The 21,267-nt window shown below is 55.0% G+C and carries 15 protein-coding genes and 2 pseudogenes; 3 read left to right on the top strand and 14 right to left on the bottom strand.

The genetic code is table 11. From position 1 onward, the window contains the following. Positions 1 to 499 precede the first annotated feature (499 nt). Complete coding sequence (locus BLU37_RS21425) at positions 500 to 1,522, bottom strand: zinc-dependent alcohol dehydrogenase family protein (protein WP_010446239.1); 1,023 nt, start codon at positions 1,520 to 1,522, stop codon at positions 500 to 502. A gap of 307 nt (positions 1,523 to 1,829) precedes the next feature. Here BLU37_RS21425 and BLU37_RS21420 point away from each other — a divergent pair, with 307 nt between their 5' ends. Both BLU37_RS21420 and BLU37_RS21415 read left to right on the top strand, forming a co-directional pair. Further along, on the top strand, positions 1,830 to 2,744 hold the full coding sequence (locus BLU37_RS21420; RefSeq protein ID WP_010446240.1) for a LysR family transcriptional regulator: 915 nt from the start codon (positions 1,830 to 1,832) through the stop codon (positions 2,742 to 2,744). A gap of 153 nt (positions 2,745 to 2,897) precedes the next feature. Further along, on the top strand, positions 2,898 to 4,166 hold the full coding sequence (locus tag BLU37_RS21415) for a tyrosine-type recombinase/integrase (RefSeq protein WP_090208645.1): 1,269 nt from the start codon (positions 2,898 to 2,900) through the stop codon (positions 4,164 to 4,166). Positions 4,167 to 4,583: 417 nt separating this feature from the next. On the opposite strand, the pseudogene BLU37_RS30010 reads toward BLU37_RS21415, so the two are convergent. The 8 genes and pseudogenes from BLU37_RS30010 to BLU37_RS21380 all read right to left on the bottom strand — a co-directional run. Beyond that, positions 4,584 to 5,102: pseudogene (locus BLU37_RS30010) on the bottom strand (methyl-accepting chemotaxis protein); the annotation flags it as partial. A 339-nt stretch (positions 5,103 to 5,441) separates the two neighbouring features. Further along, positions 5,442 to 5,642, bottom strand: a pseudogene (locus tag BLU37_RS30005) (HAMP domain-containing protein); the annotation flags it as partial. A gap of 1,199 nt (positions 5,643 to 6,841) precedes the next feature. Beyond that, positions 6,842 to 8,278 carry an NAD(P)(+) transhydrogenase (Re/Si-specific) subunit beta gene (locus tag BLU37_RS21405; protein WP_073162384.1) on the bottom strand — a complete coding sequence of 479 codons (1,437 nt, stop codon included), beginning with the start codon at positions 8,276 to 8,278 and terminating at the stop codon, positions 6,842 to 6,844. Beyond that, positions 8,278 to 8,598, bottom strand: coding sequence for an NAD(P) transhydrogenase subunit alpha (locus tag BLU37_RS21400; RefSeq protein ID WP_003220416.1), 321 nt, complete (start codon positions 8,596 to 8,598; stop codon positions 8,278 to 8,280). The genes BLU37_RS21405 and BLU37_RS21400 overlap by 1 nt, the downstream gene beginning before the upstream one ends. Positions 8,599 to 8,613: 15 nt before the next feature. Next, a complete protein-coding gene (locus BLU37_RS21395; RefSeq protein ID WP_073162386.1) occupies positions 8,614 to 9,735 on the bottom strand; it encodes a Re/Si-specific NAD(P)(+) transhydrogenase subunit alpha in 1,122 nt (373 codons plus the stop codon). A gap of 592 nt (positions 9,736 to 10,327) precedes the next feature. Beyond that, positions 10,328 to 11,496 (bottom strand): IS3 family transposase gene (locus BLU37_RS21390; RefSeq protein WP_090208642.1). Its coding sequence is split into 2 segments (ribosomal slippage): positions 10,328 to 11,235 and positions 11,235 to 11,496, totalling 1,170 coding nucleotides; the frame shifts between segments, so codons are not numbered across the junction. A gap of 166 nt (positions 11,497 to 11,662) precedes the next feature. Continuing rightward, on the bottom strand, positions 11,663 to 12,265 hold the full coding sequence (gene wrbA / locus BLU37_RS21385) for an NAD(P)H:quinone oxidoreductase (protein WP_073162389.1): 603 nt from the start codon (positions 12,263 to 12,265) through the stop codon (positions 11,663 to 11,665). Between the two features lie 133 nt (positions 12,266 to 12,398). Next, entirely contained in the window at positions 12,399 to 13,097 is a 699-nt protein-coding gene (locus BLU37_RS21380; protein ID WP_090208639.1) for a pirin family protein, read from the bottom strand. A gap of 357 nt (positions 13,098 to 13,454) precedes the next feature. Here BLU37_RS21380 and BLU37_RS21375 point away from each other — a divergent pair, with 357 nt between their 5' ends. Then, the gene (locus BLU37_RS21375) at positions 13,455 to 14,006 is read left to right on the top strand and encodes a cytochrome b (protein ID WP_073162393.1); all 552 of its coding nucleotides are present in this window, start codon (positions 13,455 to 13,457) and stop codon (positions 14,004 to 14,006) included. A 263-nt stretch (positions 14,007 to 14,269) separates the two neighbouring features. Here the strand turns inward: BLU37_RS21375 and BLU37_RS21370 are convergent, their stop codons facing one another. From BLU37_RS21370 to BLU37_RS21350, 5 genes are all read right to left on the bottom strand, one after another. Further along, the gene (locus BLU37_RS21370) at positions 14,270 to 15,850 is read right to left on the bottom strand and encodes an aldehyde dehydrogenase (NADP(+)) (protein WP_073162395.1); all 1,581 of its coding nucleotides are present in this window, start codon (positions 15,848 to 15,850) and stop codon (positions 14,270 to 14,272) included. Between the two features lie 91 nt (positions 15,851 to 15,941). Further along, the gene (locus BLU37_RS21365; RefSeq protein ID WP_090208636.1) at positions 15,942 to 17,696 is read right to left on the bottom strand and encodes an FAD-dependent monooxygenase; all 1,755 of its coding nucleotides are present in this window, start codon (positions 17,694 to 17,696) and stop codon (positions 15,942 to 15,944) included. Positions 17,697 to 17,847: 151 nt separating this feature from the next. Continuing rightward, complete coding sequence (mhpT, locus tag BLU37_RS21360; RefSeq protein WP_073162400.1) at positions 17,848 to 19,107, bottom strand: 3-(3-hydroxy-phenyl)propionate transporter MhpT; 1,260 nt, start codon at positions 19,105 to 19,107, stop codon at positions 17,848 to 17,850. 177 nt (positions 19,108 to 19,284) lie between these two features. Then, positions 19,285 to 20,304, bottom strand: a complete 1,020-nt coding sequence (gene dmpG / locus BLU37_RS21355) for a 4-hydroxy-2-oxovalerate aldolase (protein ID WP_090208632.1) — start codon at positions 20,302 to 20,304, stop codon at positions 19,285 to 19,287. A 10-nt stretch (positions 20,305 to 20,314) separates the two neighbouring features. Then, a complete protein-coding gene (locus tag BLU37_RS21350) occupies positions 20,315 to 21,250 on the bottom strand; it encodes an acetaldehyde dehydrogenase (acetylating) (RefSeq protein ID WP_090208627.1) in 936 nt (311 codons plus the stop codon). Positions 21,251 to 21,267: the final 17 nt, after the last annotated feature.

Here is a 21,267-nt window from a genome sequence, read left to right as displayed (position 1 = left end):
GGACCTGTCGAGCAACAATTAAGAGTATGACCCTGAACCTGTAACATCCATAGCAGGATATACGAGAGTGCCCTGACCACTGAGTGCCGGTTAGCGTTGGGGGTTTCCGCAGAAAAACAACTTCCTAGGAATGTTCCTACATCTACTTACAAGCGCAACTTACATGGACATCCTTAATTGCAAACACCCCTCGACGCTAACATGCCATTACTTTGCCTAACCCCTGGCCACACGGCCGCAAAAGCTTGTGCAACTGGAGCGTGGCAGTACAACAATTGAAACTCGACCATGACTCGTTCCTTGAGCTGAAAGTTACCGGCTAATTATCAGTGCTTGCCGAACGATTAATAGATACAGAATTTCAAGAAAAACCAGTTCAGTTCGTATAAAACGAACATCGTCAGGCCGTTTTTCCGGGGCAAGGCGCCCTGAAATGTTGGACAAAATAAAAAGCCCCGTATCAGGCGACTGATACGGGGCTCGATAATGCGCGGTGACTTCAGACGGGATCGATCTGCAACACCACTCGTCCACGGCATGGACAAGCGTCCATGAAACGATGGGCCTCGACGAACTCGTCGAAAGGGAATGTGCGAATCTCCATCGGCGGCAACACCCGATCCGCCGTCAGTTGGTTGATATCGCGCAGTGCCCGTTGGAGCGCTGCCTGGTCCTGGACGATCCCCAGTTCCGGCTTGCCGGTGAAGTTGCCGATGCAGTGCACGAAGAACTGGATGTTCTTCTGGAACGCCGCACAGGCCGGGAACGGCGTCTGGTTGCCGCCCTGCAGGCCGTACAGCACCAGGCTGCCACGCGGCGCGAGCACATCCCCCAGCAGCGACATCTGCGGGCCACCGAGGCCATCGAAGACCATGTCGACCCCACGCCCGTCGGTGTACTTGTTGATCTGCATCAGCAGATCCTGTTCCTCGGTAACCACCACCTTCTCGGCACCCAGGGCCAGCAGGCACTCGCGTTCTTCGGCGGTCTTGGTTGCGGCGATCACCTTCACGCCCAGGGCCTTGCCCAATTGCACGAAGGCCGGGCCGGCGCAGTGGCTGGCGTCGGTGATCAGGGCGAACTGTCCCGGTTTGACCCGTGCCAGCTCGACATAGGCGAAATAGGCAATCAACAGCGGCGTGTAGTGAACACTGGCCTGAACCGGCGTCAGCACATCCGGATAACGGGTCAGGGCCGAGCGCGGCATGAGGATCAGCTCGCCATACACCGGGTAGTCGTTGGGGCTCTGGGCCGGAAAGCTGGCGACCTTGTCACCGACCGCCAGGTCCTCCACTCCATCACCGAGCGCCGTGACCACACCGGCCATTTCATGACCGATACCGGCCGGCAGGCGGGCATGGGAAGAAGCCAGGTTCTGCCGCCAGAGCACGTCGTACCAACTGATGCCAATCGCTTCGACACGGACCTGCACTTCACCGGGTGCAGGCAAGGTCGTCACATGCTCTTCGCATTTGAGCACCTCGGCCGAACCAAACTTGTGAAAACGGATCGTGCGGGACATCGCAAACCTCGCCAAATGAACTTCTAATGACACGAACTCTATCCGGGCTTTGGATTGAAGACCATCCGTGCCCATTAATAGTCGACATGCCTGTCATTGATTCCGGGGTATTGTACACAATGTCAGCCGCCGCAGACCGTGGCCGTGCGAAAAGCCGCTTTTGCCTGACGGGACAAACCTCAACCCTGCCCCCAGCCACGACGATGACCGGCTTAAACCGGAAAGTTCATTTTTCCAGTGCGAATCAGCTGCTTTTGCCCGTAAGATTCATCCCTTACGTTATTGACCGTCTTGTGAAGCGAGCCCGATGAACCGTAACGACCTGCGCCGCGTCGATCTGAACCTGCTGATTGTGTTCGAAACCTTGATGCACGAGCGCAGCGTGACCCGGGCGGCGGAAAAGCTGTTTCTCGGCCAGCCGGCGATCAGTGCGGCGCTGTCGCGCCTGCGCAGCTTGTTCGATGATCCGCTGTTCGTACGGACCGGGCGGAGCATGGAGCCCACGGCGCGGGCCGAAGAAATCTTCGGCCTGCTTTCGCCGGCCCTGGACTCGATTTCCACGGCGGTCAGCCGCGCGGCCGAATTCGACCCGGCCACCAGTACCCAGGTGTTCCGTATCGGTCTGTCCGACGACGTCGAGTTCGCCTTGCTGCCCCAGTTGCTCAAGCGCCTGCGGGCCGAGGCGCCAGGTATCGTGCTGGTGGTGCGTCGGGTCAATTACCTGCTGGTACCGGCCAAGCTCAGTTCCGGCGAGATTTCCATCGGTGTGTGCTACACCACTGATCTGCCTGCCAATGCCAAGCGCAAGGTCCTGCGGCGCAGCTCCCCCAAGCTGCTGCGGGCCGACACCATGCCCGGCCCGCTGACCCTGGACGACTTCTGCGCCCGCCCCCACGCCCTGGTGTCCTTCGCCGGCGACCTGAGCGGTTTTATCGACACCGAGCTGGAGAAGCTCGGGCGCAAGCGTCATGTGGTGCTGGCCGTGCCGCAGTTCAACGGCCTGAGCACCCTGCTCAGCGGCACCGACATCATCGCCAGCGTGCCCGACTACACCGCCGATGCCCTGACTGCGGCGGGTGGCGTCCGTGCAGAGGATCCGCCGATTCCGGTGCAGAGTTTTGAACTGCACATGGCCTGGCGCGGATCGCAGGACAATGACCCCGGGGAGCGCTGGTTGCGCTCGCGGATTCAGATGTTTTGTGGGGACCCCGATAGCCTGTAACGGAATTCCACTAAATTCTATAAAACCATTTAATAACAACAAGTTATTGGATTTTTAAGACCATAGCCGTCTGTCTAAATCCAATGGATTCCACGACTCATGGGGGCATAATTGGGGGCAAATTTCGGTTCCTTAAAAAGGATGCCCCCACCGATGCCCCCAGATAATGCGGTTGTTTTCAAACGAAAACTCAGCGATGCCTTGATCCGCTCACTGACCGAACCTGGCAAACACGCCGATGGCGAAGTTCCTGGCCTCTACTTGGAGGTGAGGGCGTCGAGTAAGGTCGGCAAATCCCCTTCCAAGGTTTGGCGATTGAAGTATCGGCTGCATGGGAAGGAAAACCGCTTCTCCATCGGCGCTTACCCCGACATTAGCCTCAAGGAGGCACGCGACATTGCCCGCGGCGCACGCCGCGACGTGGCTAACCACACCGCTCCGCTCAGGGCCAAGACCGCCAAGATCGAGGCACAGTTGCTCAATGAAGAGCGCACCTTCGCTTACGTGGCCGAGCAATGGTTGGCATTCAAGTCTGCCGAACTGGTGACAAAATCCATCTCGGGCTTTACCGGAGCGCTGAACAACCACATCTTGCCTGCCATTGGCAAAAAACCGATCAGCGAGATCAAGTTGGAGCACATCACTACGATCATCACTGAGTTGCGCCGCCAGCGCACCATGGCCATGGCCCGGCGCGTGCGCACCATCATACGTGCCGTTCTGGGCTTTGCCGAAGGTCGCGGCTGGGTGGAGCGCAACGTGGCACTCAGCAACATTGAGGAGTTGAAGATTCGCCACATCGTGACCAGCAACCCGGCGATCGAAAGGCCATCCGACTTGGGCAGGTTTCTTCTACGCCTTGATGACTGCAACGACGGCAGCGTTGCCACCGCAATGCGCCTGCTGGTCATGTTGCCGGTCCGCCCAGGCGAACTGGTGCAGATGCGCTGGGAAGATGTCGACTTGGCGGGCGCCGATTGGCGTTATGTGGTGAGCAAGACCAAGCATCTGGACAAGAGCAAACACATCGTGCCGTTGCCTGAACAAGCCTTGGTTCTGTTACGCGAGCTACATAAAACCCGCGTGGTGGATGAAGAAGGCAAAGGCTGGGTGTTCGTCTCGCCGGTCTATCCGGGACGTCCCATAAACCCGACCTCCATGCTCAAGTCCTTTCAGCGTATTTGGCCGGAGTACAACATCACTGCTCACGGCTTTCGCGCGACCTACAGAACCATTGCACACGAGCACTTGGGCATCGATCCAATTGTGCTCGAACTATCGTTATCCCACAGAATGCCAGGTGCACTAGGGGCTGTTTATGCGCGTGCGCAACTGCTAGCGCAACGCCGGGAAGCGGCTCAACGATGGGCTGACTATTTAGATCATCTACGGCAAAACGCTTGGCGAGTGACCACAGATTGACGATATACGAAAATCAGGAGATTGGAGCAGGAAACGATACTCGCATCTAACGCCCGCCCCATTGAAATCTAAAGATTTTCTTTTCTTGCCTAAGCAGGGAAGGACTTAATTATAAATTTTATTGAGGTACATCAAGAGCCAAGTACAAGTGACTCCATGCTACGCCATTTAATTCTATTTATCGCCAATCGACGAACTCTCCGTAATTGACGCTCTTTTCGCATCACCACAGAGAGCTATGAATGAGAGAGCGCGGGGACCCTCTGACTGAAAAAAAGGATCAGGATGCGTAAAGATATTCACGGGCTTCTTGTTTACGTTATATCGACCTATGTTAGCTGAGCGCCCGCTTGAAGCGGGCCACCCATTAACAAGTATTAATTAAAAGGTCGGCATCCAGCCGTGACTAATAGCTAGTTAGACCTTGAATTGGGTGACTAACCTACACTGCTCAGCCGATAGAGCATTAAGGGTTGATCCCGACTCCAACGCCTTCTTCGCCGCTGTGGCGACTTGATCCGTAATTTGTCCCATTCCTGTTATTGTGAAGTTGATTTCTTCAGCCACCTGGCTTTGCTGTTCTGCAGCTGCAGCAATCTGATTATTCATCTCATTGATGATGTTTACGGACGCCGTGATACCCAAGAAGGTATGCGCGGCCATCTGCGCTTGCTGTAAACATGATTGAGTATGGGTATGACTTTCAAGCATTGATTGGGTCACCGACTGACTCCCGCCCTGCAAACGTTCGATGATTAATCTAACCTCCTCAGTCGCAAGCTGGGTTTTTTGCGCCAAGCTTCTAACTTCATCAGCCACAACAGCGAAACCACGGCCATGATCTCCGGCTCGAGCGGCTTCAATAGCGGCATTGAGTGCGAGCAAATTGGTTTGTTCTGCGATGGCACGGATCGCAGTTACAACAGCTCCGATATCATTGCTGCTTTCTTCGAGTACTCTCACCGTCTTGACAGAATCTTCCATGCGAATAGCGAGCGAGTGAATAGCGGCGACGGCGTCCTCCATCGCTACTTTCCCATCACTTACCGCTTGTTCCGCACGCCCTGTTGCTCTTGCAGCATTCATAGCGTTTGCTGCGACATCCTGCGAGGATGTAGTCATCTCGTTAATTGCTGTTGCAATCTGCTCAACGTCACTCTGCTGACTCTGCATCCCTTTATGAGTTTGCGCCGCCATAGCGGCGCCGTCGGACGTTGAGTCAGCAATCATTTTGGTCGAATCTACGACCTTAATAATTAACATCTGTAACTTCTCTAAAAATACGTTAAACTCTTGAGCAATAAGCCCTAATTCGTCAGCCCGCGAACTACTCAGTCGCCGAGTTAAATCCCCCTCCCCTTTAGCGATATTTTTTATCATCGCCAGCATACTGCGAAGTGGACGAACGATTCCGCGCGCCACGAATCCGACAATCAGAATTCCGAAGCCACTCACCAGTAAACCAACTAATCCCATTGAGCGCGCTTCAGAAATGTAGTGCTGCTCTAAGAGATTTTTTAGATCGCTAACGCTCTTGAAAACGACACTTTCTGGAAGTCGTACCAATAGTGTCCACTTCGTAGCTGTGTTGGCAACGGCAAAACGAATTGCCAGTTGAATCATACCTCGTTGATCAAGATTATACCTCTCATCTGAAGTGCTTAGCGTTGAAAATGAGCTAACCAGTTCTGTTCCAAACATATCGCTAGCAGATTTCCCTACTTTACTAGCGTCCCCAGTGTACGCTACGAAACGGCCGTTGCCGGAAACCAGGGCCATGTCACCCACCCCTCCATACAACTCACGATTTGCTTTTTCGAGGATTTTTTGGACAAACTCCAAATCTAGCGATGCACCAGCAATACCTTTGAATTTATCCTTTACGAGAATCGGAGCGGTAAACGCAGTCAACTGCACTGTTTTCCCGTTAATAGTATAAATTACAGGATCGGTTGCACAGGCAGAGCGACTTTCCTTTGGACACAAATAAAACTCGCCCTCTCTTACACCCGTAGGTAGCAGAGCCTCACTTTCCATAGCATATAGCTTTGATAGAGTGTATTTGCCGCCTTCAGCACGAAACCACAAGGGCAAGAAGCGCTCTAGCTCGCTCAAACCCCTATTAGCACTTTTTTCAAAAATACCTTCTGGTTCCCAGGCTATGTAGGTAGTCACTAGTTGTGGGTTTTGAACGAGCGCATCAAGGGCAAGATCACTGAGCAATTTCCCTTCTGCGTCACGATCACCATCAGGCTTGGATCCAGCCAAAACATTGGCTCTTGCAAGATTTTTTGCGACCGCAATTGGCTGATCCAACTGCCTCTGAATTTCGCTAACTTGATACTTTGAAAGGCCTACCAAGTGCTCTTTAACCTCGCCCCCCAAAACCTCTCGGGTTTTATCGCCGATCCAGTTCTGGGTTTTCTCTCCAGAGATTAGCGCATACAGCACTAATACCGCCACTACGGAGAGAATCGCAGCCCCTGCGTAAAACATAATGTTCAACTGAAGAGATTTTATTTTCATTATTTTCTCACTCTTGCTTACGAAGCTAAAGGCGATATTATTTTTCCACAACTACTAGAGCACATGACCTGAACATTAATTTTTTTCTGACGCCGCGCGCGTCTTCAGTGCACAGGCGTTAGGATGATGGCCATCCTTGGCCATTAGTTTCAATCGACTGCCTTAACCATATCTTCGATGACCTTCTTGGCATCACCGAAGACCATCATGGTCTTGTCCAGGTAGAACAATTCGTTATCCAGACCGGCGTAGCCGCTGGCCATCGAACGCTTGTTGACGATGATCGTCTTGGCCTTGAAGGCTTCGAGAATCGGCATGCCGGCTATCGGTGAGTTCGGGTCGTTCTTGGCGGCCGGGTTGACCACATCGTTCGCGCCCAGCACCAGCACCACGTCGGCTTGGCCGAACTCGGAGTTGATGTCTTCCATCTCGAACACTTGGTCGTAAGGCACTTCGGCCTCGGCGAGGAGGACGTTCATGTGGCCAGGCATACGGCCCGCGACCGGATGGATGGCGTATTTCACCGTGACGCCGTGGTGAGTCAGCTTCTCGGTCAGTTCCTTGAGCGCGTGTTGCGCCCGCGCCACCGCCAGGCCGTAGCCGGGGACGATGATCACGGTATCGGCGTTCGTCATCAGGAAGGTAGCGTCGTCAGCCGAGCCGGATTTGACCGGGCGTGCTTCTTTGGAGCCAGCCGCTGCACCGGCATCCGGCGCATTGCCGAAACCGCCCAGCAGTACATTAAAGAAGGAACGGTTCATCGCCTTGCACATGATGTACGACAGGATCGCGCCGCTGGAGCCTACCAGTGAGCCGGCAATGATCAGCATCGAGTTGTTCAGCGAGAAGCCGATGCCCGCCGCCGCCCAGCCGGAGTAGCTGTTGAGCATCGAGACGACCACGGGCATGTCCGCACCGCCGATCGGGATGATGATCAGCACGCCGAGCACGAAGGCCAGGGCCAGCAGCAGCGCGAAGGCGGTGAGGTTGCCGGTGAACATGAACGCAAGGCCCAGGCCCAGTGTTGCTAGACCAAGCACTAGGTTCAGCTTGTGCTGGCCGCCGAACTGTACCGGCGCGCCCTGGAACAGGCGGAACTTGTACTTGCCCGACAGTTTACCGAACGCAATCACCGAACCGGAGAAGGTGATGGCACCGATGGCTGCGCCGAGGAACAGCTCCAGGCGGTTGCCGGCAGGGATCGAGTCACCCAGGTGTTTGACGATGCCCAGGGATTGCGGCTCGACCACGGCGGCGATCGCAATGAACACCGCGGCCAGGCCGATCATGCTGTGCATGAACGCTACCAACTCCGGCATCTTGGTCATTTCTACGCGCTTGGCCATGATGGAGCCAGCGGTACCGCCGACCAGCAGGCCGACAATCACATAGCCAATGCCAGCGGTTGCCAGCTCGGCCCCCAACTTATAGATGAGGCCGACGGTGGTAAGGACGGCCAGCGCCATGCCGAGCATGCCGAACAGGTTGCCGCGCCGCGAAGTGGTTGGGTGCGACAGGCCCTTGAGCGCCTGGATGAAGCAGATCGACGCGATCAAGTAGAGCGTCGTGACGAGATTCATGCTCATTACTTAGGCGCCTCTTCTTTTGCTTTCGGGGCTTTCTTCTTGAACATCTCAAGCATCCTGCGGGTTACCAGGAAACCACCGAACACGTTGACCGCTGCAAGTGCCACGGCCAGGGTGCCCATGGTCTTGCCCAGTGGCGTGACGGTGAGGGCTGCGGCCAGCATGGCGCCGACGATCACGATCGCGGAAATGGCGTTGGTCACCGCCATCAACGGCGTGTGCAATGCTGGTGTCACGTTCCAGACCACGTGGTAACCGACATAAATCGCCAGCACGAAGATGATCAGGTTGTAGATACCGGGGGAGATAAGCTCTTCCATTGTCTGAATCCCTGCTTAGGCGTTTTTACGGATGACTTGGCCGTCGCGGCACATCAGGCACGCGGCGACGATGTCGTCTTCCAGGTTCACGTCGAACTGACCTTCCTTGGTGAAGACCAGCTTCAGGAAGTCCAGCAGGTTGCGTGCGTACAGCGCCGAAGCGTCAGCCGCGACTTCACCGGCCAGGTTGGTCGGGCCGCAAATGGTCACGCCATTCTCGATCACGACCTGATCGGCCACGGTCAGCGGACAGTTACCGCCCTGGGCTGCCGCGAGGTCGATGACCACCGAGCCAGGCTTCATCTGCGCAACGGTTTCGGCGCTCAGCAACGTCGGCGCCTTGCGGCCCGGGATCAACGCCGTGGTGATGACAATGTCGGCCTGTTTGGCGCGCTCGTGCACGGCTTGGGCCTGACGCTGCATCCAGCTCGCAGGCATGGGCCGGGCGTAACCGCCGACACCAACGGCGCACTCACGCTCCTCGTCGGTTTCGTAAGGCACGTCGACGAACTTGGCGCCGAGGGATTCGATTTGTTCCTTCACCGCCGGACGCACGTCCGAAGCCTCGATCACCGAACCCAGGCGCTTGGCCGTGGCAATCGCCTGCAGCCCGGCCACGCCGGCACCGAGTATCAGCACGCGCGCCGCTTTCACAGTACCCGCAGCGGTCATCAGCATCGGCATAAAGCGTGGGTAATGATGCGCAGCCAGCAACACGGCTTTATAGCCGGCGATGTTGGCCTGGGACGACAGCACGTCGAGGCTCTGGGCCCGTGAGGTGCGCGGCGCCGCTTCGAGGGCGAACGCGGTGATCCCGCACTCGGCCATTTTGGCGATGGTTTCGTTGTTGAACGGGTTGAGCATCCCCACCAGCACCGCGCCGCGCTTGATCAGCGTCAGTTCGGCGTCGCTGGGGGCGACCACTTTGAGAATCAGCTCGGCACCGAACGCATCGTTGGCACTGCCAATGGTTGCGCCTGCCGCTTCATAGGCACTGTCGACGACGCTGGCTTTTAGGCCTGCCCCGCTTTGTACAGTGACCTTATGGCCCTGGCCGATCAGCTTCTTGATGGTTTCCGGGGTGGCAGCCACCCGCGTTTCACCCGTCAGACTTTCGAGAGGAATACCGATTTTCACGTATATCTCCATACCAAGATAAGAACGCACCATGCGACTGGATGAGCAGCCACCGCGTAGATATCTTCTGGTTTAGGTGAACAGGACTAGAGAGGAAGCAGAGGCCTGGCTAGGCAAATATTTTCGAGGGCTTGCGGGGGCAGTTCGATCGACCTTTCGTGCGAAGTGCTGAGGTAATGCAACGCTGGCTCAGCGTTCCATAAAGCACAATACACAGTGGGGGACTTTACTAATGTCGTGAGTATGCAGCGAGCGTTGTGAGACGTCATCTGTAGACACCTTGTACGGCGCAGTTGGAGCGCTCTAGGTTCTCTCTGAAACGCATGAAAAGACGATCCACTCACAGGAGTTGTGTGGAGTGCTGAACCGAGTCCGTTGTCTCGCGAGTGAGACAATCTTTAGCTAAAGAGGATCAGAAACGGCACATCTCTCATACGATCTATTATTTTTATACGCCATGATGATGCACCACTAATATGCTAGCATGCAAGCACGCCATTAAGAAAAAATTGCGGCCGTCCGTCCTCCTCAGCTATCTGATCCAAGCCATTAGGGCGAAGGCATCCACCTCTATTTTGATCGCGTGTAGTGGTCAACAATTCCCGGACACAGAATTGAGTTTTTCTTCCGCAACCGCCGGCGGTACGAAACCGTTGTGCTGATGCGGCCTTGTCCAGTTGTACCGCTGCATGAGGTAGCGGCCGATGTCCTGCTCAGCCAACGCTGTCGTCATGTAACCCACCGTCGGCACCCACTCCGTTTTCAGGCTACGAAACAGCCGCTCCATGGGTGCGTTGTCGTAGCAATTTCCCCGTCGGCTCATGCTTTGGGTCATCCGATAGCGCCAGAGCCGCTGGCGGAAACTACGGCTTCCATATTGGCTGCCTTGGTCGCTGTGAAACAGGACGCCCCGTGGTCTACCGCGCATCTCGTAGGCCTTGTCGAGTGCCTTGATGACCAGCTCGGCATCAGGCTTGGCGGACATCGCCCAGCCCACTACTCTGCGGCTGTACAAGTCCAGCACAACGGCCAGGTAACTCCATCGCCCCTGTGCCCAGATATAGGTGATATCACCGCACCAGACCACATTCGGCGCGGCCACGGTGAACTGCCGATCAAGGACATTGGGAATGTCGGGGCGCTCAACCGTGGCCTTCTTGTACGCATGAGAACCAGGCTGTTTGCTGATCAAACCCTGCTCCTTCATCAATCTTCTGACTTTGAAGCGCCCGATCTCGACGCCTTTATCCCGGAGCATAGCCACGAGACTGCGGCTACCGGCTGAGCTACGACTTTGGCTGAACAGCTCGTTGACACGGCTGCGCAGACTCACTCGGCGCACATCGATACGACGCCGCCGGGCCAGATGGGCGTAGTAACAAGATCGGGGCAGCTCGAAGACCGAACACAACAATTGAACGGGGTAATGCTTGGCCAACTGCCGAATCGATCTCAACGTCTGCGCCCGTGTTCCTCGGCCATCAAGAGCGCAGTGGCCTCCTTTAGGATTTTCTTCTCAAGCTCCAGCCGGTTGATGCGGGCCTGAAGCTCCTGGATGGTCTGCTGCTCCGGCGTGAGCGCCTTGGCAGTGGGCGTAACGCCTCCGCGCTCCAGTTGCAACTGGGCAACCCAGCGGCGCAATAAGCTCTCACCCACGTCGAGGGATCTGGCGGCCTCGGGGCAGCTGTAGCTTTGGTCAAGCACGAGGCTGGCAGCCTCGCGCTTGAAGGTCGGGGTGAAAGTACGTCGTTGTCTGCTCATCGAACACCTCTGTATGGCGATCATTCTCGCCTAAAAAGGTGTCCGGGGTTAGTAGACCACTACATTGTAAAGCCTGCGGTTGACTGAAGCTAGCAACCTGCGCCTACGAACACGCTTGAGCTTAAGGCGCATGCTGATTCAGCACGACTAGACTCCGATTGAATCCTTAAGCTTTAACAAGTTTCGAAGCAAGCTTGGCAACGTATTCGCCTTGATGACGAGCGATTTCCAGCTCGCGTGTATCAGGCTGGCGCGAGCCGTCGCCGCCGGCAATGGTAGAAGCACCGTAAGGAGTGCCGCCGCCAACTTGCGACACATCGAACAGCGCAGGCGTGCTGTAGCCCAAGGGAACGATGATCATGCCGTGGTGAGCCAGAGTCGTCCAAGTGGACGTGATAGTCATTTCCTGGCCACCACCGGTACCGGTGGAGGTGAAGACGCTGGCAATTTTGCCAACCAGAGCACCTTTGGCCCACAGACCGCCTGTCTGATCCAGGAAAGTGCGCATCTGTCCGGACATGTTGCCGAAACGGGTCGGGGTGCCGAAGATGATCGCATCATAGTCGCTCAACTCGGATGGACTAGCCACCTGAGCTTGCTGATCGACTTTCCCGTAAGCAGCTTTGAACGCTTCCGGATCCATGGTTTCCGGCACACGCTTGATAGTGACCTCAACGCCGGGCACTCCTCGCGCTCCTTCGGCGACTTGTTGGGCCATGGTCTCAATATGACCGTACATGGAGTGATATAGTACCAGTACCTTTGCCATTTTTACTTCCTCTTGGTTTGGAACGGGGGAATTACCGCCAACAGTCTTGGCGAATAAATTGCTGAGCCAACCCATGCTGGAACCTCTGTCATAGAACTGATCGTGTATGACCTGATTTCGACGGTGGCCCGTCTTATGCGACGTCCACCATCACGATTTCACTGAGTTCAAGCGCGTTGAACTCCAGCAAATTTTCATCTCTTACGGCCGCGCCATCACCCACCTTCAAGGTTTTACCATTCAACTTGATGCTGCCTTGGGCCACGACCAGATACGCTTTGCGATGGTGTTCGATTGCGTAATGGGTGCTCTGGCCTTCTTGCAGTTTCGCCGCCACAAGACGTGCATTACAGCGGATAGGCAACGCATCCTCATCCCCTTCCATTCCGCTGGCCAAGGTAACAAAACGCCCTGCGGAGGCACCGCTGGGAAACGGACGGGTACCCCAGGATGGCGGCATACCGGTTTGGTCTGGCTGGATCCAGATCTGGAAGGTCTTGGTAATACCCGGCTCGAGGTTGTATTCGCTATGGGCGATACCAGTGCCGGCGCTCATGACCTGGACGTCACCAGCAACCGTACGCCCCTTGTTACCCAGGTTGTCCTGATGAGTGATTGCCCCTTGGCTAACGTAGGTGATGATTTCCATGTCTTTGTGGGGATGAGAAGGAAAGCCTGAGTTGGGAGCAATTATGTTGTCGTTCCAGACAAGCAGGCGCCCCCAGTTCATACGATCCGGATCGTAGTAGTTCGCGAACGAAAAGTGATGTTTCGCGTTCAGCCAACCGTGATGATCGCTACCAAGTTGTTCAAATGGGCGCAGCTCAATCATGTCTGTTTTCCAAGTTAAGGCAGGAATTGCCAGACATCATCCATTCAACAACGCATCGAAAAAAGCGCAAATTACTGTCCAATGCGTACAGTATTTTAGATAGTTGATGGGATCAGCAGTTCACTACCCATGCCATGCAGCTAGGCAACAGCTGAGACAGGCAGCCATCGCGTTGCTGACAAGCTGTCTCTGCCAGACACTTGCCGTTAATCACGGACTAGCTCAGTCCCTGAGCCCATGACCCACGGGATCGAAATCTACTTTTTAGATCGATTTGAGCGAAAAATTTCGCTTTTCCAGGCAGGGTTTTATGAAGATAATTTCATCTACAAATATTAGGATTAAAGGTAAGTGGGTATGGCAAAACTTCCAGGCTATACAAGCACAGCTAAGTGGCTTCATTGGGGCATGGCGTTAATTTGGATTTTTGCTTGGTGCGTAGGGATTCTCGCAACCCAATGGCGCGATGAACTCAACGCACATCATGAGTTGACCTTCCTGCATAAAGCGGTAGCCAGTACGATTATCATCCTGGTTGTCGTGAGACTTGGTTGGCGTTTGGCTAACCCTGCCCCAGCATTACCAGAAACCATGAGTCCGCTGATGAAGCGTGGCGCCTTTATAGGCCACGTCCTGCTTTACGTGATTGCTCTGATTGGCCTGCCGCTGTCGGGTTGGTACTGGAGCTCAGTTGCCGGCAAACCAATTATGGTAGCCAGTCTTTTTGCGCTGCCAGCACTTGTTGCTCCGGACCAAGGCCTTTATGACTTGGCCAAAGCGATCCACACCTATACCGCTTGGTTTTGCGGAGCTTTGGTGGGTGGACATGTCCTCATCGCACTCAAGCATCACTTCATAGAACGAGACGACGTGCTCAAAGGCATGTTGCCCAACACGAGAAAAGCATAAAAGAGTGATCGCGTCCGCTAAAGATAGGCGGACGCAATTGCCCTTAATGCTGAAGTTCGGAAGTCTAATCCTGCGTAGCCATTTGCTAAGCAAGCACGCCTGCTCCAGCCTGGCGGTAACAAGGGGGGCCGACAGTCAAACGATACCGAGCAACCTGCTCGCATATCAGTTGATATCTGGCGAAATCACGCAAGGTGACTTGGCTAAAAACTTACGCCTCTGCGGCACGCCAAGGGTGTAGGCGTACCTATAGAGTCAAAGTCTTAGCTTGTGGCAGATGACCACACGCCATCGACCAAACGATTTATGCCCAAGGGATTCGCGTTTTTTAGCGCGTCGGGCAATAGAGCATCTGGATAATTCTGATAGCACACTGGTCTCAGGAATCGATCTATGGCGGCCGTCCCTACTGAGGTTCCCCGAGCATCTGATGTAGCAGGGAATGGCCCGCCATGTACCATCGCATCGCATACCTCGACTCCCGTAGGATAGCCGTTAACAAGAATACGCCCCACCTTCTCTTCGAGCATTGGCACCAACCACTCATGCTCTGAAAGGTCAGAACCTTCGGCGATCAGGGTGGCTGTTAGTTGCCCCCGAATCGCTTTTAAGACAGATCGGAGTTCATGAGTATTTGCGGCTTCCACCAATATAGTGGTCGGCCCAAATACCTCTTCCTGAAGTAAGGAGTCGTCGTCTATCAACAGCGTCACATCGGCCTTGAAAAGTTGGGCTTCAGCCACACCGCCGGTTTGAGGTCTACCAGCAAGATGCGTGACTCCTGAGTGGGCGTGCAGCTTATGGACGCCTTGGCTATAGCTGCTTAATCCTCCAGCGTTAAGCATGGTCTGGGCGGGAGCTTGGCTAAGCCGATGTACTAAATACTCAATGAAGCGCGAGAACTCTGGCGATTTCAAACCGATAACCAAACCAGGATTAGTGCAGAACTGCCCTGCCCCCAGCGTCACTGAATCACCAAGCTCATTGGCGATTGCTGCGCCACGGACCTTAAGTGCCTCAGGAAGTACGAACACAGGGTTGATGCTGGACATCTCGGCGAACACCGGAATAGGCTGGGCACGTTCAGAGGCAATCTTGCAGAGTGCGGTACCACCTGACAGTGAGCCGGTAAATCCCACTGCTTGAACAGCCGGGTGCTTAACCAAGGCTTCTCCGACCCTTGAGCCGAAAATCATATTGAAAACGCCCAGGGGCATTCCCGTGCGCTTTGCAGCACGGTCGATCGCGCAACCCACAAGATCGGCGGTGGCCATATGTCCACTGTGAGCTTTTACGATTACCGGGCAACCTGCTGCTAATGCCGCGGCCGTATCTCCACCGGCTGTTGAAAATGCCAGCGGAAAGTTACTTGCTCCAAATACCGCAACGGGCCCGACCCCAATTCGGTATTGCCGAAGGTCAACTCGAGGGGCGGGCTTACGTTCTGGCAAGGCGTGATCGATACGAGCGCCGAGGTAGTCGCCTCTACCTAAAAGCTTCGCGAACATCCGCATTTGATTGCTCGTACGGGCTCGCTCGCCGTGGATTCGCGCTGCTGGCAATGCTGTTTCCCGGCTCACGAGGGAGATGAAGTCGTCGCCCAGCAAATCGAGCTCTTGTGCGATTGCTTCCAAAAACTCGGCCCTTCGAGATGGCAACAGGTTTCGAAAAATCGGAAAGGCGTCCTGTGCTGCACGTGCCGCTTCGTCCACCTCTTCAGGTGTTGCCTGGAAGAAAACGCAATCCAATTCCTGGCCGGTAGCGGCGTCGATACTGCGTAATGAAGCAGGGCCTTTACCACTCCGAGTTCCTGCGATGAAATTCTTACCAAGGATATGCTGCATACAATCGATTCCCTCACTGTCTCTAGCGATAGCTCTCAAGCATTAGGTCTGCGAAAAGCCGATAAAGGGGGCGCATCACCCCCCTTCAAAATCAGACTGTACCCAGGACTTTCGCCAAAGCATCCTGAAGTTGGGTAACCGCGCCCTCAACGCTCCAAACTGCCTCCGATTGGCGCCATGCAATGTAGCCATCAGGGCGGACAAGGATCGCTCCAGCCTCGTTGATCTCACGTATGCGCTGCCAATCGAAATAGGCGTCAGCAGTACCCTTTTCACCTGTCACGACTGTGCGTAGATAGGGAAGATTGAGTTCCTTCACCGCGCAGACCCAGGCCTGGCCTGAAAGACCGGTGACCAGAGAGAATTTGCCCTTACCTGTGACATCGAGCGTTGACGTTCTCAGTCCGTTTTTGTCGACGAGCCAAGCATGGGGAATCTTCGCACCAGGTCGGGTAGTCGCCTGTAGGAAGAGTTGCTTATCTTGAGCCCAAACTTCCTCGCCCGCGGCCTCGTCAACAACAACTGCATTGGACTCATAGCGCTGATTGAGCTCTACGCCCTGAGCGTTGAACTCGAAATCCTTGAGCTCGAGAGCCTTCTGAAGAAGCTCGCGTGTTTTCGCGCCTTCTGCAGTCGGTTCGCGCATACGCTTCAGCAACTTTTCGACTGTGTCCACACCTTGGTTCATTTTGAAGCATTCTTTGAAAGGCCCGTAATCCACTCGTGATTGGTTGGCCCGCGTTACGATTTGTTTTCCTACGGGCTGACGCTCGAGGGAGTAGGAATCCAACAGGGATTGGTTCGCATAGCCCTTGATAACGTAAGCCAGCTTCCAAGCAAGATTGAAGCCGTCCTGTACCGAAGTATTCGAACCCAAGCCGCTTGATGGCGGATGACGATGCACGGCATCACCGCCGCAATGCACCCGCCCGTTGGAGTAGTAAGAGGCGTATGCCTGATTAACGTACCAGGTACTGTTCCTGACTATCTCTACTTCGAGTTCAGGATCGCCCACAAGAGTACGAATACGCTGCAAAACATGTTCTGGTGAGAAATCAGGTTCGCCTTTCGCCATGTCGAAGCCCCAACCGGCGATCCACTGATTCCAAGGCTTGACCGCGCGAAGCAGGCCCATGCCAATCTCACCAAAGCCAGCAACAGGATTCGCAATCCACTGCAGCACACTCGGGCGGTGGGCAACGTAGCGGCTTAGATCAGCGTTAAAAACGACATAGGCAGTACCTGCCCGAGCCATTTCCCCTTCGATCGGCAGGCCAATTTGCTCGACTATCTTCGAGCGCGCACCATCTGCCCCAACCAGGTAACGTACACGCATCGTGTACTCGCGCTCTGTGAGCAGGTCTTTGAGGGTGACAGTAACGCCGTCCGCATCCTGGACGTGATTGAGGTACTCGGTGTTAAACGAGAATTGCGCGCCACGCTCAGCAGCGTGCTGAACCAAAATAGGCTCCATGAGCGGCTGGACGATATCAGCCATTGGGCATGGGCTGCCTTTGATGTAATCGCCTTTGCGTGCATCACCTGACCCCCAGGATCTCATCCGGGCGATTTCCTCACCAGCCAAACTGGTGGTGATCAGAGCATCTCCCATTTGCTCCCAAGGCGTTGCGTGTTTCTTCACTACATCTTCAACACCCAGGTCACGGAAGACCTCCATGGCGCGCTGATTTGTAATGTGCGCACGAGGGGAGTTGGCAAGGTAATTGAACATGGTGACAACTCGTACTCTGACTCCATATGTGGCGAGAGCGAGTGCCGTGGTAGCGCCGGCAGGCCCTGTACCCACAACCAAAACGTCAGTATCGAAGTGCTGGGAATTGTTCATTATTGTTGTCTCCATTACGACAGGCTTGTAGTTATTGTCTGATAAAGCATCTGGCCCATCCTAGAATCAGCTTCAGGATGGGCCGCGATCACTCTGCACCCTGATAACTGGAATGCTAGCATGCTAGTTATCGACGGTAAATCAGATTTAACTAGCCGGGCATCTGAGTTTTTAGTGAGTGAATAGGTTCTGCGTTCGGGCCCTGCGTCGCCAGTGCCGTACGATTTTTCACCGCCGACAGATAGCAAAGGGATACGGCCGCCACCACTATCCCTGGCGCACAGGAGAGCATCACTCCAGCAGTGCCAGTGCCAAGTGCAAGCATTTTACCAGCGACCAACGGGCCGCTCATTGCGCCTAGCCTGCCGATTGCCACGGCGGTGCCAACTCCGGTAGCCCTGCCCCGCGCGGGATAGAATAAGGGTGCCAGGGCATACAACACACTTTGGCCCCCCGTGGTAAAAATACCCGCAAGAAAACCAGCAACGAGCATTCCGAGCAATGTAGTCGATACGTACAGACCCATTAGCGCTACGAGAATGCCTATGTAGATAATGATTGACATTACCCAGGTCGGCACCCTATCCATCAGCACCCCGAGCATCAGCGTGCCGATTGTGGCCCCAAGCTGCATCGTGAGGACAACCCAACTCGCATTTTTGCCCGAAAAACCCTGAGCGACCAAAAGGCTCGGCAGCCAGTTGATCAAGATGTAAGTCACCATCAACGTAAAGAAGAAGCTCGCCCACAGCAGTAACGTAGGCTTAGCATTGCCTTCTGCAAACAGTAACGTCGAGACCGGTAACGTGTCCGGCATCGCTCCAGAAAAAGCTTTCGATTCAGGAAGGAAAACGCCTAGTAAGGGCACGATCAGCAGAGGAACGATACCGCCGACATAGAAGACCAATTGCCACCCCAGGCCGAAATCGTTAACGCCAATTAGCGCGGCTCCGGCTGCACCCAAAGGTACGCCGCAATACATCATGCTTACTGCAGTGCCACGAAACTTGGGGCCCGCGACCTCTGAGGTCAATGCGATGAGATTGGGCAGAGAAGCCCCTAGACCCGCGCCGGTGAGGAACCGCGCCGCAATGAGCGAGTTGTAGTCCCACGCCTGCGCTGTCACCAGAGAAAAAACGCCAAATAGGGCAACAGAGGCCATGAGCACATACTTGCGCCCATAACGATCAGCTAACCTTCCACCCAGAAAAGCACCTGGCAGCATTCCCAGCACACCCGCACTGAAAACCCAGCCCATATGGAGTTTGTCTATACCGAATGCAGACATCATTCCCTGGGCTGCAATCCCCGGAGCCTGAAGATCCAAACCCTCCATCAGAGCTACCATGAAGCACAGTGTGATAGTGATAACGAGCCCGCCACGGGCTGTGTTATTCGGTAGATTAGACATCACCTGCTCCCCGGTGTGGCGTCGCCAGTACAGCTGTTTTTACGAGGCAGAGATGCGGTCGGAATGAAACACGTTGACGGTCTTTATCAACAATGAATGGTTGGCAGGCGTTCATATCAGTAACCCAATTGTTATTGTTGTCATTGAGCAAAAGGCCGCTTTGAAAGCGGCCAATTCTTAACGTTTCAAGAGATCCAGAGCGACATCGACAATCATGTCTTCTTGACCACCGACCATACGGCGCTTGCCAAGCTCGACGAGGATGTCGATGGTCTTCAAACCATACTTTGCAGCTGCCACTTCGGCGTGTCGCAGGAAGCTGGAATAGACTCCGGCGTAGCCCAGAGCCAAGGTCTCACGGTCTACACGTACTGGTCGGTCTTGTAGAGGGCGGACGATATCGTCTGCAGCATCCATCAAGGTGTAAAGATCAGTGCCATGGTTCCAGCCCAATCGCTCAGCTGCCGCGATAAAAACTTCTAACGGCGCGTTGCCTGCGCCTGCACCCATACCAGCAAGACTGGCATCGACTCGGTCACACCCCTCTTCGACTGCGGTAATGGAGTTAGCTACACCCAGTGAGAGGTTATGGTGAGCATGCATCCCGGTGTGAGTCTCAGGTTTGAGCACTGCTTTGAAAGCACGGAACCGGTCGCGGATATCCTGCATATTCATGGCACCGCCGGAATCAGCCATGTAAACGCATGTCGCACCGTAGCTTTCCATCAGCTTTGCCTGCTCGGCCAATTTTTCCGGCTCGATCATGTGGCTCATCATAAGGAACCCAACGGTATCCATCCCTAGCTCACGCGCAAACTCGATATGCTGCTTGGATACATCCGCTTCGGTGCAATGGGTGGCCACGCGAACGACACGAGCGCCAGCGTTGTAGGCTGCTTTGAGATCATGGACAGTCCCGATGCCTGGTAGTAACAGGGTCGCGATCTTCGCGTGGGTGATGACGTCAGCTGCAGCCTCGATCCACTCAAGATCGGTGTACGCCGCAAAACCATAGTTAAAGCTTGAGCCCTGAAGACCATCACCGTGCGCCACCTCGATGGAGTCGACCTTGGCTTTATCCAGCGCCCGGGCAATGTCCTGAACATTCTGGATGCTGTACTGATGACGAATCGCATGACTGCCGTCGCGCAGAGTAACGTCAGATATGTAGAGTTTTTTATTCAGATCGATGCTCATTGAATATTCCTCAGACGCTCGTCATTGAATGGGCCATGCGCTCTGCAGTTGCCAACGCGGCGGATGTCATGATGTCGAGGTTGCCCGCGTAGGACGGCAGGTAATGCGCAGCGCCTTCGACTTCCAGAAAAATGGAAATCTTGAGGCCGTGAAATTTTCCTAGCCCAGGAATGTTCAACGGCGCCTGTTCCGAAATCTCATCGAACTGAACCTTCTGCTTCAAGCGATAGCCGGGAACGTATGCTTGTACCGCAGCGACCATCTCCTCAACCGACGCTTCGATCTGGGCTTTATCCGCGGCTTCCGAGAGAACGAACACTGTATCTCGCATCATCAAAGGCGGCTCTGCCGGGTTCATTACGATGATGGCCTTGCCGCGAGCGGCCCCACCGACAGCCTCGATAGCCTGAGAGGTGGTTTCAGTGAACTCATCAATGTTCGCACGCGTACCCGGCCCAGCGGACTTGCTAGCGATAGATGCGACGATCTCGGCGTAGTGAACCTTTGCCACTCGCGATACCGCCGCCACCATCGGGATGGTCGCCTGACCACCGCATGTCACCATGTTGACGTTGAGCGCATTGAGGTTCTGTTCAAGGTTCACTACGGGAATGCAATAGGGCCCGATGGCGGCAGGCGTCAGGTCGATCAAACGGATACCTGGCTTGATGCTACGCAGGAAAGCATCGTTCTTCACGTGAGCACCGGCACTCGTCGCATCAAAGACAAAGTCGATCTCGGAAAATATCGGAAGCTTAGTCAGGCCCTCTACGCCCTCGTGCGTAATGGCGACGCCTAGACGTGCCGCTCGAGCGAGGCCGTCAGAATTAGGGTCGATACCTACCATAGCGCCCATTTCCAGGTACTTCGCATTACGCATGATCTTAATCATCAGATCCGTGCCGATGTTGCCGGAGCCGACAATGGCTACTTTGAGCTTTTTCATGTTTTTTGCTCTCTCAG

The sequence above is a fragment of the Pseudomonas asplenii genome (genome assembly GCF_900105475.1).
GTDB lineage: Bacteria > Pseudomonadota > Gammaproteobacteria > Pseudomonadales > Pseudomonadaceae > Aquipseudomonas > Aquipseudomonas asplenii.
Note: the sequence above shows the minus strand (reverse complement) of the source record. Positions and strands in the feature narration are given on the sequence as shown.